We start from the raw sequence: 23,741 nt of genomic DNA on the forward strand, positions 1-23,741 counted from the left end.
AAGATACTGATATTTAATAAATAGATAAAACAGATTATTTTTATAAATTCAATCGCATTATTAGATTTATAAAAAATATACATTTCATTTTCAAATGTTTGAGCCCAAAATTTTCTAAACATCGCTTCGAAAGAATGCTGTCTTTGCTACAATCCCTGCCCTATGTTCAATTTTCTACTCGGAAGAATTTATGCGGGCCTTGTTACAACGTGTTTTGGAAGCCAAAGTGGTGGTCGATGGTGAGATCACGGGTGAAATCAATCACGGTATTTTGGTGTTTTTAGGACTTGGCAAAGCTGACGATTTAGAAAAAGGCAAAAAGCTGATCGATAAAATCTTGAAATACCGTTTTTTTGATGATGAACAAGGCAAGATGGGCTGGAATGTCAGTCAAGCCGGCGGCGGTATCCTCTTGGTGTCTCAATTTACCCTGATGGCACAAACGCAAAAAGGCCTGCGCCCTGATTTTGGCCCTGCCATGCCGCCAAGCGATGCCAAAGCACTGTATGAACAGCTGGTCGATTACACCAAGAGCCAATATGACCATGTACAAACAGGCATCTTTGCTGCCGACATGAAAGTGCATTTGGTCAATGACGGTCCAGTGACCTTTAATTTAGAAGTTGAATAACCACTGAAGCATTAAAAAAGCCCTCAAAAGAGGGCTTTTTTATTACTTAAATTAAATCTCAGCTTTTACAGCGTTGTAATTAATTTTGCGCGTTGCATCATATCTACTGGAATATCTTTCACAAGCATAACTGTTAATGATTGCTCATTTTTCTGTGCAGCAGTTGTTTGATTCGCATCTAATACCGCATTTACATCAGACGGATTCAATGTATACATTGCACCCGTTGCTGGATCAACAATTAACAGACCAATAAGTCCGCCAAAAATAATATTAGCGACATACCAACCATTTACCGTTCCTGTCACCTGTACAGTCTTTGTTTGATAGCCATCTTTTTTAAATGTCACATCATAAGCTGCAGGTTTAAAGTATCCAGTGCCACGTTTTAAAGTAACAGTTGCAGGTGTGATGCCAGTATGTACTTTTTCTCCAGCTTTATTTGTAATCGAAATCGATGCTTCATCTGGCACTGACTTAAACGTTAAAGTTTGAGTTGACCCCGAAATAATGCTTGCACAACCTGTCATTGTTAATGATGCGGCAATTAAACCCGACGTAATTAATTTTTTCATAAAAATACCCCCTAAAAAGTGAGGGTATTTTTACCAAAAAAACGTTAATTTTCAACGAAAATTAAAATTATTTTCCTGTTTTTTCTTTAATAAACGCACGTGCGATTTTGATTTTTTCTTTAACCGGTTTTGGAAGTTTAGGTGGAATTAACTTCGCCACTTGGTTAAACCAAACCAGTAGACCAAAATCACCTTCCATTTTAATACTGCCATTTTGCATCCCCGTCATGAATGCAGTTGGGTCACCTTTCATCAGGGTTTTTACGCCCTGTTCACTGTCCGCAAATTGCAAAATAAAGTCTGCTTTTTCAGCATCGCCTGAAACAGTATCAATCTGTCCATTATTTACAATAATTTGACGCGCAACACCTAAATCCGTGCCGATTTGAATACGGAATTGACGTTCATGAACCAATTCAATGAATTTAGGGCTAGTACGTGCAAGCTGTTTCATACGAAGCGCTAAACCTGCCACGAGTAAATCAAGTGGATCCGTACTGACATCAACTAAAGGTAGTTTTACGACAGGAATTGATGATAGTTTCATGACTTAAAGCCTATTGTAATTGTTGGAAAATTGACTGGCTTCATCCTACCATAACTTGGCTTTTGAGAAGTAAGGCTTTGTATCTCAAATCGGACTAATGCGTTCATAAAAAAATGCGCCCTTAGGCGCATTTTCATTGAAATTTTGTTCTGGCACTTATCGGCTCGAACATTGCTGTTCTTCATCATATACAGGCGTGTGCTCTATACATTGGCGCTTTGCCATCGCACGCTCTGCACGGCGGTCTTCACGTAACAATACTAAAGTGAATACCACCATTGCGGTCATTAATGCCGTTAAATAACTATAGGTCACTGATAATTCAAACATGGTTTGTGTGCCAAATCGAATCACTTCAATGAGTCCCCACACCAGCATCCCCGCCAGCATAAAACTTAACCAGCGACGATAAGGCGAGAAGAAAACAGCAATCACAGCCGCCGATACCAAGCTCAGGCCAACGATTGTTGCTAAATTCGCTGTTAACATAAAAACCTCCGTCATTTGACAGCTGACATCTCTTGTCTTACAGGATGCTGAGCCGTCTCACTACTGTATCTTCAGTAAATAGATTTGGTCGATCTCAATCTCTTGCAAGCATTATGCTGAGTTTTTTGCATAAAAAAAGTCTCGTTTTTTGTCCATGCGACACACCTTGTCGCAACATTATTTTGTCATTACATTTTTTCTTTTTAAAGAATTTCTAGAACAATGATGGCATCTCGTTTCGAGTGTCATTACAAAAAAAACAGCTGGTTTTAGGCTAAAAAAATTAATTTTTCGAATGCTGTTAATCGTTGTTTTTATCGACAATTTTCTTCTACCGTTCATCGGATGAGCTGAATTCTTGGCATAAAAAAACGCAGCCTTTTGGCTACGTTTTTGACTGTGCCTTAAATGGTTTTAAGCACGATTTAAATCTTTATCATGCACCCCAAGCAGGTAAAGAACACCATCTAGACCCACGCTTGAAATGGCTTGATTGGCATTTTGACGCACTAAAGGTTTCGCACGGAAAGCAACGCCTAAGCCGGCTAAAGACAACATTGGCAAATCATTCGCACCATCACCGACTGCAATGGCTTGTTCTAATGAAATCCCCATTTCTTCAGCGATTTGTGTCAATAAGAAGGCTTTGCGAGCACCATCCACAATATGGCCTTTGACTTCACCCGTTACTGCACCATCTTGGACGTCCAGTACATTGGCATGGACTTCATCGATACCCAGTTTTGCTTGTAGATATTCAGCAAAATACTGAAAACCACCTGACAAAATAGCCGTGCGATAGCCCAGTGATTTAAGCGTTGAAATCAGACGTTCCGCACCTTCTGTGACAGTCAGACGTTCTGCAATTTTAGGCAATACAGAAGCATCCATACCTTTGAGCAGTGCCACACGTGCACGGAAACTTTGTTGGAAATCAAGCTCGCCTTGCATAGCACGTTCAGTGATTTCAGCCACTTGAGCGCCAACACCCGCTTCAATCGCCAATTCGTCAATCACCTCTTGCTCAATCAGCGTCGAGTCCATATCAAAGCAGACCAAACGACGATTACGACGGTAAGCATTGTCCTCTTGAACGGCAACATCTACCCCAAGTTCGGTAGATAGACGTAAACATGCTGCACGCATCGCAGTGGCATCCAACATTTGGCCTTTTAAACCAAATTGAACGCAGGCACGGCGCGGACCTTCACTTGATCCATCTAACTCTGGACGGCCAGATAAACGAGTCACAGTTTCAATATTGAAGCCTTGGCTCGACACAATATTTGTAACTGCCTGTAAATGAGACGCCTGTAATTCTGGCGCAAGTGCCGTAACGATATAGCGTGTGCGGCCTCCCTCATTTACCCATTGTTGATATTCTGTTGTAGAGATTGGTTTAAAGCGCACAGTTAAGCCAATATCATGTGCTAAAATCAACATCTCCTTCATGGCTAATGCTGTCGCAGTCTGGTCTTCCGACGAAACAACAATACCTAAAGTCAGCTGATTGTGGATGACTGCTTGTCCGACATCTAAAATCTGTAAGGAATGTGCGGACAAAACCTGCATTAATCGTGTAAATTGATTAGGTTGGTCAGGTCCTAAAAGTGATATAAGAATGATTTCTCGCATGAATTGACTCGGGTCTGAGCTACAACTAATGTAAGAATCATAATCTAAATTGAATAGAAATGCCTTGGAAGTTTACGTTGAATGCGCCTAGACAAGGGCTATTTGCTAGCCTATTAGTAGTTTGTTTTGCTTTGCATACCTTTTTATTGGTATTGGCAACAACCCACCAACTGAACGAAAACCGTGCCAGTCAGGGACAACTGATGACCAGTCAATTGGTTACAGACAGCCTATCTGAGCTTGAGCCGGCCAATACCGTATCATTAGCCTTACTTGCTGACCGCTATGCAACCAACCCGAGCGTGGCTTCCATCCGCATCTTAAATGCCAATAATCAAGTCTTGGCTACAGGCGGTTTGACCAAAACCCGTGACGGTGAAATCTTTGTTCGTGATGCGCTGCAAAACGAAAAGAAAGTCGGAACGGTTGAAATCACTTTAATTAAACCAAGTATTGGTGAAATCTTACGTACGCAATGGGCCGCGATTCTATTTTCATTATTCTTACATGGCTTGTTATGGTTGGCGTATCGCGCTATTGCACGTCCAAGTCGTACTGAATATTTAGCGCGAATCAACAATGAATCACGTCTAAAACACGAAATTCAAACGCTAGCGCAGGCTTTAGAACAAGAAAAACATAATGCCGCTGTGGCGATTGCTCAAGCGCAGCAAAATGCGCAAGCCAAAGCAAAACAGCATAAAGACATGAAACCAGTGGTTCTCGACAGCAACAGCTTGGCATTAAATATTCAATTTTATGATCCGAAACAGCTGCTCGATAGCGTCAACAAAACCGTGTCTGTGCCGTATTTTAATCTCTGCCAAATTTTCTTGAATAAAACCACAGAACTCTGTGTTCAACATTATAAATTGAACAGTTCTGACATCAGTACGGTACATAAGTTTGATGAACATGGCGCAACCATCAGCATGACCGCTGACACTCCAGATGCGCTGCGTTGCCTCACCATGATCAGCTCAGTATTCCAATTGCTTTCAGATGTTTTATATAAACGCTACCGTGAAGAAAAACGTTTCGTTTTACAAACCCGTAGCGCGATTTCAAGCTCTGTCGAAGCCATGCAATTGTCTTCTGTGCAAGCGGCTGAACGTTTAGTCCAACAATTGGTTGCTAAAGAAAGTGCCATTCATGTGCCGACAACTTTGCTCAAAGAGATTTCAGATCATTTCCAATTGGTCAGTTTGCCAAATCCGACCAATGTGCTCACTCGTCATGCATTTATGCTCAATGGGATGGACAGTGATGCCGCTGAATTGGCTCAAAACTTCAGAACTGAAATTTTAAAATCCAAACAGTCAAAAGCCTCGTAAAGGTTTTAGCGCAATCAAAAATCCCGACTTAAGTCGGGATTTTTTGTCTTAAACAGTCGAAATTTTCTGTGCAATCAAATATTTTTGCGCGTTATGCGGTTCGGTACCTGCTTCAACCGCGACTTTCTCCCATTGCCCATTCGACTGCATTTCCCATGCATTTTGATTATCTTCCAAATAGTTAAGTAAACAATCTTTCATAATGCGTTTTTTCAAACGGCTTTCCAAAATGGGAAAACAGGTTTCGACCCGTGAAAATAAGTTACGTCCCATCCAATCAGCACTGGCACAGTACAATCGTTTTTCGCCTGCATGCTCAAAATAATACACTCGAGTATGCTCTAAGAAGCGTCCGACGATAGATCTCACATGAATATTCTCAGACATACCTTTGACCTGAGGAATCAAACAACAAATCGAACGGATAATTAAATCTACAGATACCCCTGCTTGCGATGCACGATACAAAGCAGCAATCAGTTGCGGTTCCGTGAGTGCATTGACCTTCACAATAATTCGTGCGTATTTTCCCGCTTGTGCGGCAACAATTTCCTGTTCAATCAGTTTCAGTAATTCAGTATGCAGGGTAAATGGTGCATGCAGTAAGGCTTTCAGCTTCGCCATCTTGCCCATACCGGTCAATTCCTGAAACATACGATGCACATCTTCGCAAATATCGGGATGCGTCGTCATCAGGCCATAATCGGTATACATCCGCGCATTGCCTGCGTGGTAATTACCTGTTCCCAAATGGGCGTAGCGTAACAGCTGATTATTTTCACGGCGCACAATCAAAATCATCTTGGCATGGGTTTTATAGCCCACAATGCCATACACCACGACAGCCCCAGCTTCTTGCAATATATTGGCCACGGTAATATTGGATTCTTCATCAAACCGCGCCCGAAGTTCGATGACGGCGGTTACTTCCTTGCCGTTGCGTGCCGCCTCCGCTAAAACTTGTACGATGTCCGAATCTGGCCCACTACGATAGAGCGTTTGCTTAATGGCTAATACCTGAGGGTCTTTTGCAGCTTCACGTAATAAGTTGATGACCGGTTGAAAGGAGTCAAACGGATGATGTAACAACACATCTTGTGTTTTTAATACATCAAAAATCGCGGTTTGTTTACGAAAAACTTTAGGAATAATCGGTGTATAGACCGGATATTTCAGTTCAGGTCGATTAAAACTGGTACTGAGACGCGATAAATTGATCGGGCCGTCAATGCGATAGAGCTCCTGCTCACTCAAATCAAATTCATCTAACAAATAATCAATAATGCTTTGCGGACAATCATCTTCAATTTCTAAGCGAACTGCTCGACCAAATCGGCGTGAAGACAATTCATCTTTTAAGGCCACAGCCAAGTCATCCACATCTTCAGCCAGAACCAAATCTGCATTGCGTGTCACTCGAAAGGCATAACAGCCCGTTGCTTTCATCCCCGGGAATAAATCATTAATGTGTTGCTGAATAATGGCGGTCAGGAAAATTTGTGTCTCTGCACTGCCTTCAACCTCGGCGGGCATTTTGATTAAACGCGGCAATGAGCGTGGCGCAGGCACAATTGCCATTTCAATGGCACGACCAAAGGCATCTTTGCCTTCTAGGCTCACAATGAAGTTGAGGCTTTTATTGACCAAGCGCGGAAACGGATGTGATGGATCTAAGCTAATCGGCGTTAAGACCGGTTGAACTTCTTTACTAAAATAATGGCTAATCCACGCCCGATGTTTTTCTAAAATATCTTTAAATTGAATAAAACGAATGCCTTCACTTTGTAGTGCAGGCAATACAGCATGATTGAGGGTTTGGTATTGCTGTGCAACCGTGTCATGAATCACTTGGGAAAGTTCATCTAAGACCACTTCAGTCGGAATGGCATCTGGCGTCCGTGCAATTGCATTCAAATCTCGTTGTTTCATTAGCCCCGCAATGCGAATTTCAAAGAATTCATCTAAATTGCGTGAAAAAATGATGAGAAAATTCAAGCGTTCAAGTAACGGTAAACTTGAATCGAGTGCCTGAGCCAAGACCCGCCGATTAAAATCTAAAAGCGACAATTCACGATTATAATAGGTCTCTGATGAATGCTGAAAATGTTGCATACCCTCTCAATGCTGTTTCAAACAGTCTATATCTAAAGTGGTTGCCGGCATGTTAGGCAGCGGAGATGACACTTATGTTACAAATAGCATTAATCAATTAAAAAAGCATGCAACTCCCTAAAGCCGTGTTCATCAAATCGTAAAATTTATTTTCGACATAAAAAATAGAGGGACATTGCCCTCTATTTTACTGAATTGTTTTTTGTTTATTGCACAGGCTTGTCTTGTTCCGATGCTTTGGGCTCACTCGTCCGCGCTGCCCAATAGGTTGCCAGTGCAGGACCCGAAATATTGTGCCACAAACTAAAAATCGCACTCGGCACAGCGGTCAGAGGTGAAGCGGCAAAATGGGTCGCCGCCAATGCCACACCCAAACCTGAGTTTTGCATCCCAACTTCAATCGACACTGCTTTACAGTCTGCATAGGGCAATTTAAACAGTCGGCTGGCCCAAAAACCCAATAGATAGCCCAAGCCATTATGTAAGGCCACTACCCCAAGAATCAGTAAACCTGATTGCAAAATCTGTGTTCGACTACCCGCAATGATTGCTGCCACAATCGCTACAATTGCCACAACAGAAACCAATGGCATGACCTGTATATAGGCATCCACTCGGTGCTTAAAGACAGTTCGAATCATTAACCCCACAATGATCGGAAATAAAACCACTTGTAAAATTGAAACCAACATCGATGCCGCATTAATTTCGATCCATTGGCTTGCTAACAAATAGAAAATCGCAGGGGTTAAAACCGGTGCGAGTAATGTCGAAACAGAGGTACAGGCAACAGATAATGCGGTATTACCTTTTGCCATATAGGTGATGACATTAGAAGCCGTTCCACCCGGACAGCAACCGACAAGAATGACCCCGATCGCGATTTCTGTCGGCAGTTGTAATAATTTACACAAGAAAAAAGCCAATCCCGGCATCACAATAAACTGTGCCAAAACCCCGATCATCACAGCTTTAGGGCTTTGCAATACACTTTTAAAATCTTGCAGTGTCATGGTCATGCCCATACCCAACATAATGATGCCTAGCATCCATGGGATATATGCTTTTAACCAAACAAATACATCGGGAAAAAACATGGCGAGCGCTGCAAACAGCACCACCCAAATCGCAAATGTTTTCTGCACAAATTGAGTGAATTTTAAGAAAGCCGACATAGGCATCTTCCATTTAAATACAGGGACAAAAAAGGCACACCCTTGTGCCTTTTCTCAACTGAGCCCACTGGGTCATGCCAAAGATAATGCCTGTGCATGCTGCTGCACAATATCTTTCAGGTAAATACGCTTCACCCCATTCGCCAACATGTCTTGCCATGCATGCTGTAAAGAACCCTGTAAATCGATCCCTTTGGTCAAATCAGCAATCACAAAAGTTTCAAAACCAAGCTTACGTGCATCCATTGCCGTCCATGCAACACAGAAATCCGTGGCAATGCCCACCACAAAGACTGTATCAATACCACGTTCGCGCAAATAGCCTGCCAAACCTGTTGAAGTTTTCTGATCTGCTTCCATAAAAGCAGAGTAGCTGTCGATATGCTGATGAAAACCTTTACGAATAATTAGCTGCGCCGTTGGTAAATTTAAATCAGGATGCAATTCGGCATCCTGTGTGCCTTGTACACAATGCGTCGGCCACAATACTTGCGTTCCATAATTCAGCTCTATGCTGTCATAAGGTACATGCTCAGGATGATTTTCAGCAAAAGAAATATGGTCGGCTGGATGCCAATCTTGAGTCAGCACAATATTCGTAAAGTATTGTCCCAGTTGATTAATCCCTGGAATAATTTGATCGGCATTGGCAACAGCCAACTGACCACCTGGGGTAAAACCATTTTGTACATCGACCACAATCAGCGCTGTATTTTTTTGCATATCTCTCCATCCGTTGTCATGCATTGTCGGCGACTCTACTGATTCGCTCATATTTTAAAAGCCTTAGTATTCAGTCCTGTGCGTAAAAATAAAATGACTGTCCTTCCTGACAATACCGATACTTGGGCAAATGCTCAACCAAACGTTGTGCAAAGCGTGGGTAAATACGGGCTTTTCGCCGAGTCGAATCATGAAAATAAAAATATCGCGGTTGATGTTGAAAGATATATTTTAATAAATGGCTGCGTGTCTGTTGCATGACCTCAAATGCATTAATATTTTCAGCAACATCTTCTAGGGTAGGTTCATCGGCAAAGGCTAACCACGCATTTTTTCTCGGCTGTTGGCGATTTCTTTGAAATACAGGTTTGAGTTCCAAGATCAGTTCGTATTGATGTAGATACAAACTGAATTCACGTTGATCAACTTTAAAAATTGCGATCAGTTTTCTTGCTGACATAGCCCCTCTACGTTGATTTTTTATTTTCTCATTCTGCTGCATTTTTACATAAAATACGTTTATTTATCTTGGCTTAAAGCATTAGTGCGACTTCTATTGTCGCCATAAAAAAGCCCGCATGATGCGGGCTTTTTTTGATATAACATGTTCCTTATGATGGAATACGACGTACCAATAACAACATAAATATTGCAGAGATTGCGATACATGGAATTGCCGCGGTAATCACCCCTGCCGCACCAAAACCTGCTGCCAATAACTGACCCGCAATTGCAGGGCCTAACATTGCACCGACACGACCAACGGCTGAAGCTACACCAACACCCGTACCACGTAACTGTGTTGGATACACGATACCACCGAAGGCATACAATACACCTTGGCAACCAATCACGAATGCACCGACTAAAGCTGACGCCATGTACATTTGGGTCAATGAACCTGCACCATTCAGCGCAAATAGACCTGCCAAAATACCGCCGTACATCAAAATGATCACATAAGCTTTCTTCCAACGGTCAGTCAACATACCTAAAATGATCGTACCAATGGTTGCACTCACCATGAAGTAGAACTGCGCAGTTGCACCATCTTTACGAGTGAAACCGAGTTCGGTGAACAACGACGGTAACCAGCTCAACATGATGTACACCACCATCAAGGTGAAGAAGTAGCTCACCCAAATTGAGAAAGTACGTAAACGGTTTTCTGTGTTAAAGAGGTTTTTGAAAGCACCTTGTTGCACTTCGCCATTGGCGGTCGCTTGAACCGCTTGATCTTTGGCTTTCAAGAATTCACGCGATTCGGGCAGGAACCAAATCATCAATGGAATCACAACAATCGGTAATAAACCGCCTAAATAGAAAATATTTTTCCAGTTTGCACCGAAGTCCGTCATTGCAACTAATGACAAGATTGCCGCACCCACAGGCATACCACAGTACATCAAACCGACTGCACGACCACGATTTTGTGGCGTTACTGCTTCAGATGCCAAGGTAATTAAAATTGGCATTGCTGCACCTAAACCTGCACCTGCAAGAAAACGTACAGCGAGTAAGCTATGGAAGCTATTTACCCATACCGTACATAAGGTAAAGATGGCGAACATCCCCGTAGACCAAATTAATACTTTTTTACGGCCCATTCGGTCTGCAATCCGACCACCCAACAAAGCACCAGGTAATAATCCTAAAATACCGGCACTAAAAAACACCCCTAGCTGCGAGCTATCCAGCCCGAAATATTCACGAATCCCTGCTGCTGCAATACCTGCAGCCTGAATATCCAGACCTTCGATTACGGCAATAAGGAAGCAGATTGCTACCGTGACAATAGCATGCTTGTTATCTGACTTTTCCATTGGAGAATCCTTGTTGTCATCAGCGTTCAAATTAAGTCGCATCATCGCTGAGCCTTATAAAGGATATAACTACCAATAAGTTGAAGCCTTTCGTCCAAAATTGGATTACGTGCATGGTGTAATAGTTTTTGTGCTTTAAGTCACAAAGTCGTAAAAACAATTAAAAATTTAAAATAAAAAAATATGAATCGTGCAATGAACAGTCAAATCAAGCGATCTTTTTAAACACTCATAAAAACATGTCTATTTCTATTAGATATAAAAAAGATTATTACCCAAGTTTTTAACAATCATTTGTAATAAAACCCGAGCGAATTGATATAGTTTTTAAATCTTTAGTCATTGTTATTTAATCTTAAATTCTGATTAAAAAGCACGGAATACACATGATCAACCTTTTGCTGATGATTTAATCAATCCCATCAACCATGCCAACCCTCTCGATTGAATAACACATTTTCAAGATTCAGCCCTTGCTGAACAATTTTCAGGCTGCAAAAAAACCGCTATTTTACACTTGATTGTTTTAAGTTTGATTTGTATAAAGAATTTTATGGCTTTGACCAAAGCATATTGTTCTTATGCGTTTGATCAGTCATAATTTGCGTAAGCATTATTCAACTTGGGTATAGCCCAATGAACATGCTACAAATCAAAATTCGAAACCATCCAGAAATCAATATTTCATCTTGTCGGATGGACAAATAGGATAGCTTTTCAAAATGACTCAGCAAGCTCAGACCATTCAAGGTTCAATTGTCGCAATCGTCACCCCAATGTTTGAAGATGGCAGCGTAGATTGGAAGAGCCTCGAGAAGCTGGTTGAGTGGCATATAAAGCAAGGCACCAATAGTATTGTTGCTGTTGGGACTACAGGTGAAGCTTCTACCTTGAGCATGGCCGAACACACTCAGGTGATCAAAGAAATCATCCGTGTGGCGAACAAACGCATTCCAATTATTGCCGGCACAGGTGCAAACTCAACCCACGAAGCAATTGAACTCACCAAAGAAGCCAAAGAATTAGGTGCAGATGCGGCATTATTAGTTACACCATACTATAACAAACCTACCCAAGAAGGCCTGTATCAACACTACAAAGCGATTGCTGAAGCTGTTGATTTACCTCAAATTTTATACAATGTACCTGGCCGAACCGGTGTAGACATGCACAACGACACCGTGATCCGTCTTGCTGATATTCCACAAATCGTGGGCATTAAAGACGCCACTGGCGATGTTCCTCGTGGTCAAGAACTCATTGAAGGCCTTAAAGGCAAAGATATGGTGGTGTACTCAGGTGATGATGCAACGGCTTATCAGTTAATGGGTTTAGGTGCTAAAGGCAACATTTCGGTTACTGCGAACGTGGCGCCAAAAGAAATGAGCGAAGTGTGTGCAAGCGCTTTGGCGGGTGACGCAGTCCAAGCCGAGCAACAAAACAATACTGTTGCAAATTTACATCAAATTTTATTTTGCGAATCGAACCCAATTCCTGTGAAATGGGCACTTCATGAGATGAACCTGATTGAAACAGGCATTCGCTTACCATTAACACCCCTTGCAGAACAATATCGTACTCCGCTTCGTGAAGCACTCATCACTGCGGGCGTTATCAAATAAAGAAGAGCAAACATCATGCAATTACGTTTAGGACTTAGCCTGGCACTTTCAGTATTTACATTAGCCGGTTGTAGTTCACTTGCTTTTAATAATGGCACACTGGACTATAAACAAACCACAGATGTTGAACCGCTGAAATACCCTGAAGGGTCGATGGTTCGTCCTGCAACGCCTTTGTATCCTGCTCCATCTGTTGACCCACTAGCAATTGAGCATGCACCAAAGCTTGAAAATAAGCGCGGCAATCGCTATGCCCTTCCGCGTCCAGCCGCGGAAAAAAATAATGTCGTTGCAGATTCCTCAACAGACAGTACAAATATTAGCCGCCCTCAACTATTGGTGGATGGAAATCAAAATCCACTGATCAAAGTTGAAGGAAATTCTGCTACAATTTGGCAATACACACTTGCTACCCTCAGCAGCCTTAACCATACCATTGTTGGTCAGAGCAAAAACCGTTACGAAGTAACCGTCAAGGTCGATCAGCAGACCTATGTCTTAAGACTTTCTTCTGTAGGTTCAAGCAATAACATCGCTGTGTTCAATGCCGATAACAGTTTTGCAGACAAAGAAAAAGCTGCAGATCTGTTAGCTCAGATTTACCAAAATTGGCCAGCCTAGTCGTACTAGGCATTTTTTCTCGAAAAAGGTTCCCTCATGTTAAAACAAACCTTGCTCTATACTGGTAAAGCGAAATCTGTTTATGAAACAGATAGTTCTGACCACCTCATCCTAGTTTTCCGTGACGATGCTTCTGCATTCAACGGTGAAAAAATTGAACAACTGGATCGCAAAGGTAAGGTGAACAACCGTTTTAACGCCTTTATCATGGAAAAATTGGCTGCGGCTGGTATCGAAACTCATTTCGAAAAACTTCTTTCTCCAACTGAAGTTTTAGTGAAAAAATTAACCATGGTTCCTGTAGAGTGCGTAATTCGTAACTATGCAGCAGGTTCACTTTGCCGTCGTTTAGGCGTTGAAGAAGGTAAAGAACTTACTCCGCCAACTTTCGAATTGTTCTTCAAAGACGATGCGTTAGGCGACCCAATGGTGAATGAATCACAAGCGATTGCATTAGGTTGGGCGACTGCAGAACAACTCGCTCAAATGAAAGAATTGACTTATAAAGTAAACGAAGTACTTAAAGGTCTATTCGATGCAGGCAACATGCTGCTTGTTGACTTTAAACTTGAATTTGGCGTGTTCCACGACCGTATCGTACTAGGTGACGAATTCTCTCCAGACGGCTGCCGTCTATGGGACAAAGACACTAAGAAAAAACTCGACAAAGACCGTTTCCGTCAAGGTTTAGGCGGTGTAGTTGAAGCTTATGAAGAAGTTGCTGCACGTTTAGGTATCGACCTTTCTGATATCTAAATCGTCCATCGATTATAAAAACCGAGCTCTTTAGCTCGGTTTTTTAATGAAATATTACTCGATTAATCTATGATCGAAAAAACAAATGTTAACGATAAAAATCCTCTGTTTCACATTTAGCCATGTTCACACTAAGATACCTACATACCAGGCAGCACCAGGATCTATAAGTTTCCAATGTGTATGCCGACCAGATTTTCCATCTACCCTCTAGGATGTATCTCCCCAAAGACATCCTATTTTTTCAGCCCAGCTCGCCTTGAGTTGGGCTTTTTTTTGCATGAAATAGACATAAAAAAGGGCGCCGAAGCGCCTTGCCATTATGATCATTCAAATCATTGTTGCTGTTGTTGCATCCAACGGCGTTGCTGCAAACGCTCACCTTCGACTTCACGTTTATTGCGTGCAGACTCATACAGCTTAGTGCCTTTCAGTTCAGGCGGCATATAGTCTTGCATGACAAAATGTTCAGGATAATTATGTGGATATAAATAGTCCACGCCATAGCCTTGCTCTTTCATCAATTTGGTTGGTGCATTTCTCAAATGTAGTGGCACAGGTAGATTCGAGGTTTTTTCTGCCAAATCTAAGGCTTTGTTGATGGCCAAATAAGTACTGTTACTTTTAGCACTGGTTGCCAAATACACCGCACATTGCCCCAAAATGATTCGACATTCAGGCATACCAATTGCCTGCACAGATCGGAAACATTCTCCAGCCAGCAATAATGCATTTGGGTTGGAATTACCAATATCTTCTGAAGCAGCAATCAACATACGACGTGCAATAAAGACGGGGTCTTCACCACCTTTGAGCATACGTGCCATCCAATACAAAGCGGCATCTGGATCACTGCCTCGAATCGACTTAATAAAAGCCGAAACTAGATCATAATGCTGTTCGCCCGATTTGTCATAGCGTGCAATATTTTGCTGCGCAACTTTGACTACCACCGCATTGTTAATGATATTTTCTAAATCTGGTTCAAACGTACTGGCGATTAAATCTAAAAGATTTAATGCTTTACGAGCGTCACCTGCGGCAAATTGAAATAAAGCTTCATATTCTTCGATTTGAATATAACGCTCTTTTAAAAACGAATCTTGGTGAATGGCTTGATCCAGTAAGCGCTGAATTGCGTCATTATCCAGAGCATTTAAGGTATACACCTGACAACGCGACAATAAGGCATTATTAACTTCAAATGAAGGGTTTTCTGTGGTTGCACCAATCAGAGTAATTTTGCCCTTTTCAACCGCATTCAGTAAGGCATCTTGTTGTGACTTATTAAAACGATGAATTTCATCAATAAACACCACAGGTGTCAATAAATCTCCACCATCGGCGATGATTTCACGTAACTCTTTCACTCCAGTATTGAGCGCAGATAAACTAATAAATGGTCGGTCAACGGCCTGCGCTAACAACAATGCAATTGTGGTTTTACCTACACCCGGAGGTCCCCAAAAAATAATCGATGGCAAATGCCCTTGGTCAATCATCTGGCGTAACGGTGCATCTTCACCCAGAAGGTGATCTTGTCCAATAATTTGAGATAAATCATGAGGACGCATGCGTTCAGGAAGAGGAATTTGGCTGTCTGACATCTTATTATTTCGTTTCCGGCAATTGGGGACGTTTTTTCTATTCTAACACTGCCTTGGCAGAATCTTTGCTTTATTCGGTATTCAATTTAGGAGGGTGGTTTAATGTCGTTATTTAAGTATCTTGCATGTAAAAAAGCTTAGGCGAATGTTAACTATAATGTAACAAGACTTCCTAGCCCTTATTGATCAAATTAAAGTATCATCGGCAAGATATCCCATTTTAGACTTGCCTGACCCAATTGGACAGATTGTATGAAGCAATCAACAAAGCAAAAGCGAATCGTTCAAGTTCAACAAGGCATTGATCTACCTATAAATTTATTTCAAAAAATGCCCCAAGCCAAGAATATACAATTACAAGATAATCAATGCGCTGAATTACGAGAAAAACTGAATAGTCGTAATCAAATGTTAGATGCTAGTGTCGACTGTATAAAATTATTAAGTCTAGACGGTCAAGTTCTGCATATGAACCGCGCGGGATGTTTAGCTCTGGGCGTATCTCCAACTGAAACTGAGTTTGGTATGTCTTGGCATAAATTACTGCCTGAAGAAGTCCGTGACGCGTGTTTGAATGCTTTTGCCGAAGCCAAAGAAGGCAAAATATCTCGCTTTGTCGGCATGAGCCAAGTAGCAGATGAACCCTTGGCTTATTGGGATAATATGCTCAGCCCAGTATTCAACGAATATGGCCAAGTCAAAGAAATCCTCTGTGTATCACGTGATATTACGGTACAGCGACTGGCAGAAAATAAACTTCAACGCATCATTGAACAAGATGATTTAACAGGTTTATTAAACCGCCGTGCGTTTAGTCGAATATTTAAAAGCCACTTAAAAGTGGCGCGAGAACATCAGCAACAACTGGGTTTATTATTAATCGATCTAGATTATTTTAAGCATATTAACGACACCTTAGGTCATAGTGCTGGAGACCATTTACTGCATACCCTTGGGCAGCGTTTTCAGCACTGTTTTGATACACATATTGTAGTTTCACGTTTAGGTGGCGATGAATTTGCCATTTCTATTCCAAATTTAAAATCGCAACAACAATTACAGAATTTTGCCAGCATCGCCTGTCAGCAAATGGACATGCCGATTTTCTATAATGGGCAAATTATCAATATTGGTATGAGTATTGGCTGTGCGATCTACCCTCGCGATGCGCAAAATACCTCCAATTTACTTAAATGTGCTGATATTGCGCTAAATGATTTAAAAAGCAGTGGTCGGGGTGGTGTACGAATGTTCAACCATACTATGTTAAAAACCCTTGAAAATACTACTCGCCAATTAACGCTTGCACGCAGCTTGATTAAGTCCAATCAAATTATTCCGTTTTATCAACCCAAAGTTCGTCTTTCTGACAGTCAAGTTATCGGCTTTGAAGCCTTGTTACGTTGGTATGATAAAGACCAACAATTACAATTACCTTCTCAAATTTTTGCTGCATTTCAAGATTATGAATTGGCTTCACGCATTAGTGAAACAATGCAAATTAAAATCTTTCAAGATATTCAAAAATGGATTGAACTTGGACTGCAACCGCTACCGATTTCAATAAATGCTGCACCTGTCGAATTTTTACGTGATGATTATGCGGAAAAACTACTGAATCGCTTAAAGCAGTTTGGTATCTCACCAGATATTATTGAGGTCGAAATTACCGAGCAAAGCCTGTCAGAACGTGGCTCAAATTATGTGATTCGCGCTCTCCATTTATTAAAAGAGCATGGCATACACATTTCTCTAGATGATTTTGGTACAGGTCATTCATCATTAACACGTTTGAGTAATTACCCTGTCGACTGTATTAAAATAGACCGTAATTTTGTGGAACGCATGCATACCGACTGTTCAGCACTTGCCATTGTCAAAGCGATTACACAAATTGGTGCGAGTGTTTCCCTGAATATATTAGTCGAAGGTATAGAGAAACCGGAACAGGTCGATACCTTAAAAGAATGTAATTGTCATACTGGACAAGGTTTTTACTTTTATCGCCCGCTCAGTTATGACCATGCGATGGAACTTTTGAGTCACTAAAACTTGTGGAGCAAGACACGATGACACTGAAGTATTTAGTCAGTGCCTGTCTGGCAGGCCAACCCGTTCGTTATGATGCCAAATCAAATACACAACAAGCGATTTGCCAACTGATGCAGACTCACCAAGTCATTACGGCCTGCCCAGAAATGATGGGCGGCCTGAGCTGTCCACGTTTTCCTGCAGAAATTCAAAATGGTCAAGCCACTGATGTGCTCAATGGTACAGCTCAAGTTAAAGATGTTTTGGGGACAGACGTTAGTGCTGAATTTATTGCAGGTGCTCAACGAATGTTAGAATTGGCCCAATTACACAAAGTTGATGTTGTTGTCTTGAAAGATCGCAGCCCGTCTTGCGGCAGCCATTATATTTATGACGGCAGCTTTACCCGTACGAAAATTGAAGGCTATGGGGTAACCACAGCACTCCTCAAACAGCACGGTTTTCAGGTTCTGTCAGAACAAGACTTTCTGGCTATGATACAAGATCAACTCTAGATCCAAGATAGAGCGTATCTGTGTCCTTTAGCGTACCCAACGTACAATATAATCTTCAATATCGTCAGGGTTGACGTCTTCTTCACTGATGCAACGCCCTGCGGCAGACTTTCTTGCCTTCAAAATACTGTCACGATTTCCCGTCACTAGATGATGCCAACGTGGTAAATCTTTACCCTCAGAAATTCTACGATAAGCACAGCTCGGTGGTAGCCAATGAAATTGGTGAATCTGATGTGGCGTCAGCTGTATACAGTCTGGAACATGTGTTTGACGATTTGGATAATTGGAGCAAGATGCCTTTTCACAATCTAAAAGTTTGCATGCCACTTTGGTGTAGGCAACCTCATGAGTATCTTCATCTTCAAGCTTAATTAAACAGCAAAGCCCGCAACCATCACAGAGTGACTCCCACTCCAAATGGGTGAGTTCAGTCAAAGCATGCTTTTTCCAAAAATGTGGGCGTAGAGTATCGGTCATCTTCTCGCTCGCAACAAAGGTGGCAGGCATATTAACTGAACCTGCACATTAATTCTTTGTTTAAGTTACCGAATATTGAACATTAAATAAACAAAAGACTACATAGTAGGTTTTTTTAGCCTCTTATAATGGGCATACAGAATAAAAAATCACATGGAGATAAAACTATGTTCCGCTGGGCTATTATTTTCGCTGTAATTGCATTGATTGCGAGTTTGCTAGGTTTTGGTGGTGTGGCAGGCTTATCCAAAGACTTTGCTGTTATTCTTTTGGTTATTGCAGTTATCCTTGCAATTGTTGGTTTCCTCTCTCGAGGAAAAGTTTAGGCGACGGATTGTATGTCGTTTTAAACTACAAATTACCCCCCTTAGACTCATGGATAAGAAACGTAGGTTTTTATCATCTTGAGTGTCAATGAAAAAAATAAGAGCCTATGTGCTCTTATTTTTTTACATCCACGTAAACTTACTACGTTGTGTGGTTTTAGCTTTATGGTTTTAAATGACGTGGTCTAAAGCCTGTTGCAATTAAGGCGATACCATAAGCAGCAACACCAATCACACATAAGATGATCACTTCCGCGACACGCATCCACGCAGATACATCACCGTTGTACCATGTTAAGCCATACCACAGAGCAGCAATCATCACAGCATTGGCTATCGCAAACTGAATCACCAACTTTTTCCAATGCGCACCAAAACGGAAAATATTGCGCTTATGTAAATAAAAATACAGCATCCCTGCATTTACTAATGCGGAACCCGATGAGGCCAAGGCCAAGGCCATATGCTCAGCATGCCAATCAATCAGTTTAAAGAATCCAATAAACACCACGTTAAGAATGGCATTGGCTGCGACCGCCATTAAACCTACACGTACAGGAGTTTTGGTATCTTGTTGCGCATAAAACCCTGGTGCAAACACTTTAATGAGCATGAATGAAATCACACCGGCACTCATACATTGCAATGCCAATGCGGTCATCTGTGTATCTTCAAAGCTAAATTGACCACGTTCAAATAAGGCCTGAATAATAGGTGTAGAGAGCATGAAAAGCGCAATACTGGCAGGCACACCCACCAAGATAATGACCTTAGCTGCCCAATCAATCATACGACGGAATTTTTCTTGATCTTGTTCAGCGTGGCGTGCAGACAATGACGGTAAAATCACGGTACCAATAGCTACCCCAATCAAACCTAAAGGTAGCTCGGTCATACGTTCAGCACTATATAGCCATGATACTGAACCATCTTGCATGAAAGACGCCCAAATGGTGTTCAACAGTAGGTTAATCTGCGTCACTGAGACACCAAACAGTGCTGGCAGCATCAACTTCATGATGCGATCAACACCTTCGTGTTTGAAGTCAACTTTCGGTGGAATCAGTAATTTTTTACGCCACAGCTCTGGAATCTGAATCGCCAATTGCAAGAATCCTGCCGCGACAACAGACCAACCCAAAGCCATAATTGGCTCAGCCATATAAGGGGTTAACCACAGCGCACCGGCAATCATCGCGACATTGAGTAACACTGGAGCGAACGCAGGTGTACTGAATGAGCCATAACTATTCAAAATACTGCTGGCAAATGCCGTTAAAGACATAAACAGTAAGTAAGGAATCGTTAGGCGGAACATATCGGTAGCTAACGCAAACTTGTCTGCATCACCATGGAAACCCGGTGCATAGATATAAATAATGGCAGGTGCCGCCACCATCGCGATGAACGTCAAACTAGTCATCACCAGACCTAAACAGCCAAAAACACGGCTAATCAGAATCTGGACTTCGGCATGGGTTCGACTGGTTTTATATTCAGTCAATACAGGAATAAAGGCTTGTGAAAATGCCCCTTCTGCGAATAAGCGCCTAAAAAAGTTAGGAATACGAAAGGCAACCACGAAGGTATCGAAGTCTTTACCTGCACCAAATACATTTAACAGGACAATATCCCGTACCAGTCCCAATACACGGGACAACATAGTCATTGCACTGACAATGACTGTCGAACGCCAAAGCGCCATCGGTATTTCTCACTTTTGAAAGTGCGCCTATTGTAATGAAACTCGTCAAGGAATTTCATTGGTTTATTAAACGCAGTATGTATTGTTTATTTGTTTTTAAAATGATGCAGCTGTTGACGAAAAGTGTTCCACTCAAAAAATGGACCTGGATCAGTTTTACGTCCCGGTGCAATATCTGAATGCCCTGCAATATGTTGTTGAATTTTAGGATAAGCCTGTTGTAAACACGCCACGACCTCGGTCAGCACGGCATATTGTGCAGCTTCAAAAGGTAAATCATCACTTCCTTCGAGTTCGATGCCTATCGAATAATCATTGCATTCTTTTTGTGCTAAATAGGTTGAGCGACCTGCATGCCAAGCTCGATCATTAAAATTGACAAACTGTAGAACTTCGCCTGTGCGCAGGATCAATAAATGGGTAGAAACCTCCATACCTTCAATGGTTTGAAAATAAGGATGTTTCGACCAATCCAACTGATTTTGGAAAAATTGTTCGATATAACCACCGCCGAACTGAGAAGGTGGCAAACTAATATTATGAATGACGACAAGCTGAACTTCGGTATCTGCGGGACGCTGGTTAAAATTCGGTGATGGAATTTGACGCGCACCTAGCAATTGCCCATCCTGCACCTGAAATGTTGTTGCTTGTGACATAAAAAAATCCTGTGTCTAAGCCGGCCTGCAATGCTGCAGATCAAAATGCCGAGCCCTACTTGAAAGGTTTAATGCTAAAACTTTCACATTGAAATCTCAATTCAAGTCTGTGAAAGGAGTTAAAAATCGCTCATTTTTCATGAACAATGCTAATATAGCGCGCACATTTTCTCGGGTTAAAAAGATACGGAATTTCTTATGAGCATATCGCAATCTTTGCTTGAACAATCTATCCAAATCAATATTCAACACGCACTACAAGAAGATATTGGCGAAGGCGATATCACTGCCCTTTTAACTCCAGAAGATGAACAAGCGACCGCAACAATTATTAGTCGTGAAGATATGGTGCTAGCAGGGCAACCGTGGGTCAATGCGCTCATTCAAACTTTTGATGCAAGTGTACAAGTCACATGGTTAAAAAATGATGGGGAACGTGTCTCAGCAGGTGAGGCTTTCTTAAAATTAGCAGGTTCTGCGCGTAGTTTACTCACGGTTGAGCGTCCAGCCTTAAATTTTATACAAACATTATCTGCAGTAGCGACTAAAACTGCTGCCTATGTCCAGCAGCTTGAAGGTTTGAATACTCGTTTACTCGATACCCGTAAAACCTTACCAGGCCTACGTATTGCACAAAAATATGCAGTTGCTGTCGGAGGTGGTCAAAACCATCGCTTAGGTTTATTTGATGCGTTTTTAATTAAAGAAAATCACATCATGGCAGCAGGTGGCATTAGCCAAGCTATTGCTAAAGCGCATACCATTGCTCCGGGTAAACCCGTTGAAGTGGAAGTAGAAACTTGGGACGAACTCAACCAAGCGTTGGAAGCAGGTGCGGATATTGTGATGTTGGATAACTTTAGTCAGCAACAAATGATTGATGCCGTCAAACATGTGAATGGTCGCTGCAAACTTGAAGCCTCAGGCAATATCACTATTGCAAATTTACGTGAAGTGGCAACGACAGGGGTCGATTATATTTCGATGGGTGTGCTTACCAAAGATGTCACAGCGATTGATTTATCAATGCGCTTTAATGCCTAAGCTTTAGACATACTCTAAACGTAAATAAAGGGTGCTGTTGCACCCTTTTTGATGCTTACTAGCATGACTTAATCATCATCTTGCTGTTGTTTAACTCATTCAGTTTCATGTTCAGAATCCTTTTCATGCGCCAAATCGTCTTCATGCTGCTCGCGCTCATCTTAATCATCGTCCTGATCTTTTGAGTTTTCACTTTGTTCAGAAAAACGACCACCTTCTCGCTCTTGAACCTGATTTCCCAAAAAATCACAACCACTGATCAAAAATACGCTGAATAAAAAAAATACATCATCCAATTTTTCATTTTTAGTTCTTCAAAGCATCCTGATCCTATTAATTTGAGTCAAAGACACGCTACTGAATAGCCGATTCTTGTTGGATTTTCTATATTCAGCGCATAAAAAAACGCATCCGAAGATGCGTTATTTATTCAGTTTAAGCTGAATCAAACAACTTACCAGCCTAAAGCTTCTTGTTGTTTTTTGATCAATTCTTGAATGCCTTTTTCAGCCAATTCAAGCATTTCATTACACTGTGCACGCGTAAATGGTTTGTCTTCAGCTGTGCCTTGAAGTTCAATGAACTCACCTGCTTGTGTCATGACCACATTTAAGTCAGTTTGGCAGTTTGAATCTTCTTCATAGCAAAGATCAAGTAATGCTTCATCTTGATACATGCCTACAGAAACAGCTGCAACTAAGCCTTTAAGCGGATCTTGTTTGATTTTTTTATTTTCAAGCAAGACATTCATCGCATCGACCAAAGCAACAGCTGCACCTGTGATTGATGCTGTGCGTGTACCGCCATCTGCTTGAATCACATCACAGTCGATGCTAATTGTATTTTCACCCAATTTTTTCAAATCAACCATGGCACGTAAGCTACGACCGATCAAACGTTGGATTTCTTGTGTACGACCACTTTGTTTACCACGTGCTGCTTCACGGTCGGTACGTGTATGTGTTGAACGAGGTAACATGCCGTATTCCGCAGTTACCCAGCCTTGACCTTTCCCTTTAAGGAAACGTGGCACTGAGTTGTCGACACTTGCAGTACAAAGAACTTTTGTATGACCAAATTCAACCAATACAGAACCTTCCGCATAACGTGTGTAGTTACGGGTAATTTTTACTTCACGTAATTGATCTAATGCTCGTTGGTCGATACGCATGATGAGTCCTTAATCTGACAAAATTGATTGCGGTACATTATAACAGAAGGTACAGCCAGATTCGGGACGCATTCGTGCGCATTTACAAAATCCATTCATCCAAGTTTTGATAGGCCCATCGTACGACATCAGGAAATTTGTTAGACTGAAGCCACGCAAA

23 protein-coding genes are annotated in these 23,741 nt (G+C 41.7%); 9 read left to right on the forward strand and 14 right to left on the reverse strand.

From position 1 onward, the window contains the following. Window positions 1-190: 190 nt before the first annotated feature. Entirely contained in the window at window positions 191-631 is a 441-nt protein-coding gene (gene dtd, locus B1201_RS09290) for a D-aminoacyl-tRNA deacylase (RefSeq protein ID WP_078193255.1), read from the forward strand. A gap of 65 nt (window positions 632-696) precedes the next feature. Here dtd and B1201_RS09295 read toward each other — a convergent pair whose 3' ends face one another. From B1201_RS09295 to serB, 4 genes are all read right to left on the reverse strand, one after another. Further along, a complete protein-coding gene (locus tag B1201_RS09295; protein ID WP_078193256.1) occupies window positions 697-1,206 on the reverse strand; it encodes a hypothetical protein in 510 nt (169 codons plus the stop codon). Window positions 1,207-1,273: 67 nt separating this feature from the next. Continuing rightward, window positions 1,274-1,753 (reverse strand): SCP2 sterol-binding domain-containing protein, encoded by a 480-nt coding sequence (locus tag B1201_RS09300; RefSeq protein WP_078190615.1) that lies wholly within the window; start codon window positions 1,751-1,753, stop codon window positions 1,274-1,276. Between the two features lie 156 nt (window positions 1,754-1,909). After that, a complete protein-coding gene (gene aciT / locus B1201_RS09305; RefSeq protein ID WP_078193317.1) occupies window positions 1,910-2,242 on the reverse strand; it encodes an AciT family ciprofloxacin tolerance protein in 333 nt (110 codons plus the stop codon). A 414-nt stretch (window positions 2,243-2,656) separates the two neighbouring features. After that, on the reverse strand, window positions 2,657-3,877 hold the full coding sequence (gene serB / locus B1201_RS09310; RefSeq protein ID WP_078193257.1) for a phosphoserine phosphatase SerB: 1,221 nt from the start codon (window positions 3,875-3,877) through the stop codon (window positions 2,657-2,659). A 77-nt stretch (window positions 3,878-3,954) separates the two neighbouring features. Between serB and B1201_RS09315 the strand changes: the two genes are divergently transcribed. Then, window positions 3,955-5,211, forward strand: a complete 1,257-nt coding sequence (locus B1201_RS09315; RefSeq protein WP_078190618.1) for a hypothetical protein — start codon at window positions 3,955-3,957, stop codon at window positions 5,209-5,211. Between the two features lie 48 nt (window positions 5,212-5,259). Here the strand turns inward: B1201_RS09315 and ppk1 are convergent, their stop codons facing one another. The 5 genes from ppk1 to mhpT all read right to left on the reverse strand — a co-directional run bounded on the left by ppk1 (window position 5,260) and on the right by mhpT (window position 11,044). Continuing rightward, the gene (gene ppk1 / locus B1201_RS09320) at window positions 5,260-7,323 is read right to left on the reverse strand and encodes a polyphosphate kinase 1 (RefSeq protein ID WP_078193258.1); all 2,064 of its coding nucleotides are present in this window, start codon (window positions 7,321-7,323) and stop codon (window positions 5,260-5,262) included. A gap of 206 nt (window positions 7,324-7,529) precedes the next feature. Continuing rightward, entirely contained in the window at window positions 7,530-8,498 is a 969-nt protein-coding gene (locus B1201_RS09325; protein WP_078190620.1) for a bile acid:sodium symporter family protein, read from the reverse strand. Between the two features lie 72 nt (window positions 8,499-8,570). Continuing rightward, window positions 8,571-9,221: a bifunctional nicotinamidase/pyrazinamidase gene (gene pncA, locus B1201_RS09330; protein ID WP_078193259.1), complete on the reverse strand. Its 651-nt coding sequence runs from the start codon at window positions 9,219-9,221 to the stop codon at window positions 8,571-8,573. A gap of 70 nt (window positions 9,222-9,291) precedes the next feature. Beyond that, entirely contained in the window at window positions 9,292-9,681 is a 390-nt protein-coding gene (locus B1201_RS09335) for a hypothetical protein (protein WP_078193260.1), read from the reverse strand. Window positions 9,682-9,832: 151 nt separating this feature from the next. Then, complete coding sequence (gene mhpT / locus B1201_RS09340) at window positions 9,833-11,044, reverse strand: 3-(3-hydroxy-phenyl)propionate transporter MhpT (RefSeq protein WP_078193261.1); 1,212 nt, start codon at window positions 11,042-11,044, stop codon at window positions 9,833-9,835. A gap of 722 nt (window positions 11,045-11,766) precedes the next feature. Between mhpT and dapA the strand changes: the two genes are divergently transcribed. Genes dapA through purC form a run of 3 tightly spaced genes read left to right on the forward strand, consistent with a single transcriptional unit; the run spans window position 11,767 to window position 14,043 of the window. Then, window positions 11,767-12,666, forward strand: a complete 900-nt coding sequence (gene dapA / locus B1201_RS09345) for a 4-hydroxy-tetrahydrodipicolinate synthase (RefSeq protein ID WP_078193262.1) — start codon at window positions 11,767-11,769, stop codon at window positions 12,664-12,666. 15 nt (window positions 12,667-12,681) lie between these two features. Further along, a complete protein-coding gene (locus tag B1201_RS09350; RefSeq protein ID WP_078193263.1) occupies window positions 12,682-13,287 on the forward strand; it encodes a lipoprotein-34 precursor (NlpB) in 606 nt (201 codons plus the stop codon). A 36-nt stretch (window positions 13,288-13,323) separates the two neighbouring features. After that, on the forward strand, window positions 13,324-14,043 hold the full coding sequence (gene purC / locus B1201_RS09355) for a phosphoribosylaminoimidazolesuccinocarboxamide synthase (RefSeq protein ID WP_078190626.1): 720 nt from the start codon (window positions 13,324-13,326) through the stop codon (window positions 14,041-14,043). 335 nt (window positions 14,044-14,378) lie between these two features. Here the strand turns inward: purC and B1201_RS09360 are convergent, their stop codons facing one another. After that, complete coding sequence (locus B1201_RS09360) at window positions 14,379-15,650, reverse strand: replication-associated recombination protein A (protein ID WP_078193264.1); 1,272 nt, start codon at window positions 15,648-15,650, stop codon at window positions 14,379-14,381. Window positions 15,651-15,902: 252 nt separating this feature from the next. Between B1201_RS09360 and B1201_RS09365 the strand changes: the two genes are divergently transcribed. Together B1201_RS09365 and B1201_RS09370 are read left to right on the forward strand one after the other, a co-directional pair. Continuing rightward, window positions 15,903-17,699, forward strand: a complete 1,797-nt coding sequence (locus B1201_RS09365) for an EAL and GGDEF domain-containing protein (protein WP_143221685.1) — start codon at window positions 15,903-15,905, stop codon at window positions 17,697-17,699. A 20-nt stretch (window positions 17,700-17,719) separates the two neighbouring features. Continuing rightward, window positions 17,720-18,196, forward strand: coding sequence for a DUF523 domain-containing protein (locus tag B1201_RS09370; protein WP_078193265.1), 477 nt, complete (start codon window positions 17,720-17,722; stop codon window positions 18,194-18,196). Window positions 18,197-18,223: 27 nt separating this feature from the next. On the opposite strand, the gene B1201_RS09375 is transcribed toward B1201_RS09370, so the two are convergent. Beyond that, window positions 18,224-18,676 (reverse strand): YcgN family cysteine cluster protein, encoded by a 453-nt coding sequence (locus B1201_RS09375; RefSeq protein WP_078193319.1) that lies wholly within the window; start codon window positions 18,674-18,676, stop codon window positions 18,224-18,226. Between the two features lie 167 nt (window positions 18,677-18,843). Between B1201_RS09375 and B1201_RS09380 the strand changes: the two genes are divergently transcribed. After that, window positions 18,844-19,002, forward strand: coding sequence for a DUF1328 domain-containing protein (locus B1201_RS09380; protein WP_005006601.1), 159 nt, complete (start codon window positions 18,844-18,846; stop codon window positions 19,000-19,002). Window positions 19,003-19,165: 163 nt separating this feature from the next. On the opposite strand, the gene murJ is transcribed toward B1201_RS09380, so the two are convergent. Both murJ and ampD read right to left on the reverse strand, forming a co-directional pair. Further along, window positions 19,166-20,707, reverse strand: a complete 1,542-nt coding sequence (murJ, locus tag B1201_RS09385; protein ID WP_078193266.1) for a murein biosynthesis integral membrane protein MurJ — start codon at window positions 20,705-20,707, stop codon at window positions 19,166-19,168. An 86-nt stretch (window positions 20,708-20,793) separates the two neighbouring features. Further along, window positions 20,794-21,366: a 1,6-anhydro-N-acetylmuramyl-L-alanine amidase AmpD gene (gene ampD, locus B1201_RS09390; RefSeq protein WP_078193267.1), complete on the reverse strand. Its 573-nt coding sequence runs from the start codon at window positions 21,364-21,366 to the stop codon at window positions 20,794-20,796. A gap of 198 nt (window positions 21,367-21,564) precedes the next feature. Here ampD and nadC point away from each other — a divergent pair, with 198 nt between their 5' ends. Continuing rightward, a complete protein-coding gene (gene nadC / locus B1201_RS09395) occupies window positions 21,565-22,410 on the forward strand; it encodes a carboxylating nicotinate-nucleotide diphosphorylase (RefSeq protein WP_078193268.1) in 846 nt (281 codons plus the stop codon). Between the two features lie 454 nt (window positions 22,411-22,864). Here nadC and rph read toward each other — a convergent pair whose 3' ends face one another. Then, on the reverse strand, window positions 22,865-23,581 hold the full coding sequence (gene rph / locus B1201_RS09400) for a ribonuclease PH (RefSeq protein WP_078193269.1): 717 nt from the start codon (window positions 23,579-23,581) through the stop codon (window positions 22,865-22,867). Window positions 23,582-23,741 lie beyond the last annotated feature (160 nt).

Source organism: Acinetobacter sp. ANC 5600, from assembly GCF_002018395.1.
Classification (GTDB): Bacteria; Pseudomonadota; Gammaproteobacteria; order Pseudomonadales; family Moraxellaceae; genus Acinetobacter; species Acinetobacter amyesii.

What these genes read in the sequence shown, in the direction of transcription:
- dtd (WP_078193255.1), top strand. Translation starts at nt 191, where the DNA reads ATGCGGGCCTTGTTACAACGTGTTTTGGAAGCCAAAGTGGTGGTCGAT.
- B1201_RS09295 (WP_078193256.1), bottom strand. Translation starts at nt 1,206, where the DNA reads ATGAAAAAATTAATTACGTCGGGTTTAATTGCCGCATCATTAACAATG.
- B1201_RS09300 (WP_078190615.1), bottom strand. Translation starts at nt 1,753, where the DNA reads ATGAAACTATCATCAATTCCTGTCGTAAAACTACCTTTAGTTGATGTC.
- aciT (WP_078193317.1), bottom strand. Translation starts at nt 2,242, where the DNA reads ATGTTAACAGCGAATTTAGCAACAATCGTTGGCCTGAGCTTGGTATCG.
- serB (WP_078193257.1), bottom strand. Translation starts at nt 3,877, where the DNA reads ATGCGAGAAATCATTCTTATATCACTTTTAGGACCTGACCAACCTAAT.
- ppk1 (WP_078193258.1), bottom strand. Translation starts at nt 7,323, where the DNA reads ATGCAACATTTTCAGCATTCATCAGAGACCTATTATAATCGTGAATTG.
- B1201_RS09325 (WP_078190620.1), bottom strand. Translation starts at nt 8,498, where the DNA reads ATGTCGGCTTTCTTAAAATTCACTCAATTTGTGCAGAAAACATTTGCG.
- pncA (WP_078193259.1), bottom strand. Translation starts at nt 9,221, where the DNA reads ATGCAAAAAAATACAGCGCTGATTGTGGTCGATGTACAAAATGGTTTT.
- B1201_RS09335 (WP_078193260.1), bottom strand. Translation starts at nt 9,681, where the DNA reads ATGTCAGCAAGAAAACTGATCGCAATTTTTAAAGTTGATCAACGTGAA.
- mhpT (WP_078193261.1), bottom strand. Translation starts at nt 11,044, where the DNA reads ATGGAAAAGTCAGATAACAAGCATGCTATTGTCACGGTAGCAATCTGC.
- dapA (WP_078193262.1), top strand. Translation starts at nt 11,767, where the DNA reads ATGACTCAGCAAGCTCAGACCATTCAAGGTTCAATTGTCGCAATCGTC.
- B1201_RS09350 (WP_078193263.1), top strand. Translation starts at nt 12,682, where the DNA reads ATGCAATTACGTTTAGGACTTAGCCTGGCACTTTCAGTATTTACATTA.
- purC (WP_078190626.1), top strand. Translation starts at nt 13,324, where the DNA reads ATGTTAAAACAAACCTTGCTCTATACTGGTAAAGCGAAATCTGTTTAT.
- B1201_RS09360 (WP_078193264.1), bottom strand. Translation starts at nt 15,650, where the DNA reads ATGTCAGACAGCCAAATTCCTCTTCCTGAACGCATGCGTCCTCATGAT.
- B1201_RS09365 (WP_143221685.1), top strand. Translation starts at nt 15,903, where the DNA reads ATGAAGCAATCAACAAAGCAAAAGCGAATCGTTCAAGTTCAACAAGGC.
- B1201_RS09370 (WP_078193265.1), top strand. Translation starts at nt 17,720, where the DNA reads ATGACACTGAAGTATTTAGTCAGTGCCTGTCTGGCAGGCCAACCCGTT.
- B1201_RS09375 (WP_078193319.1), bottom strand. Translation starts at nt 18,676, where the DNA reads ATGACCGATACTCTACGCCCACATTTTTGGAAAAAGCATGCTTTGACT.
- B1201_RS09380 (WP_005006601.1), top strand. Translation starts at nt 18,844, where the DNA reads ATGTTCCGCTGGGCTATTATTTTCGCTGTAATTGCATTGATTGCGAGT.
- murJ (WP_078193266.1), bottom strand. Translation starts at nt 20,707, where the DNA reads ATGGCGCTTTGGCGTTCGACAGTCATTGTCAGTGCAATGACTATGTTG.
- ampD (WP_078193267.1), bottom strand. Translation starts at nt 21,366, where the DNA reads ATGTCACAAGCAACAACATTTCAGGTGCAGGATGGGCAATTGCTAGGT.
- nadC (WP_078193268.1), top strand. Translation starts at nt 21,565, where the DNA reads ATGAGCATATCGCAATCTTTGCTTGAACAATCTATCCAAATCAATATT.
- rph (WP_078193269.1), bottom strand. Translation starts at nt 23,581, where the DNA reads ATGCGTATCGACCAACGAGCATTAGATCAATTACGTGAAGTAAAAATT.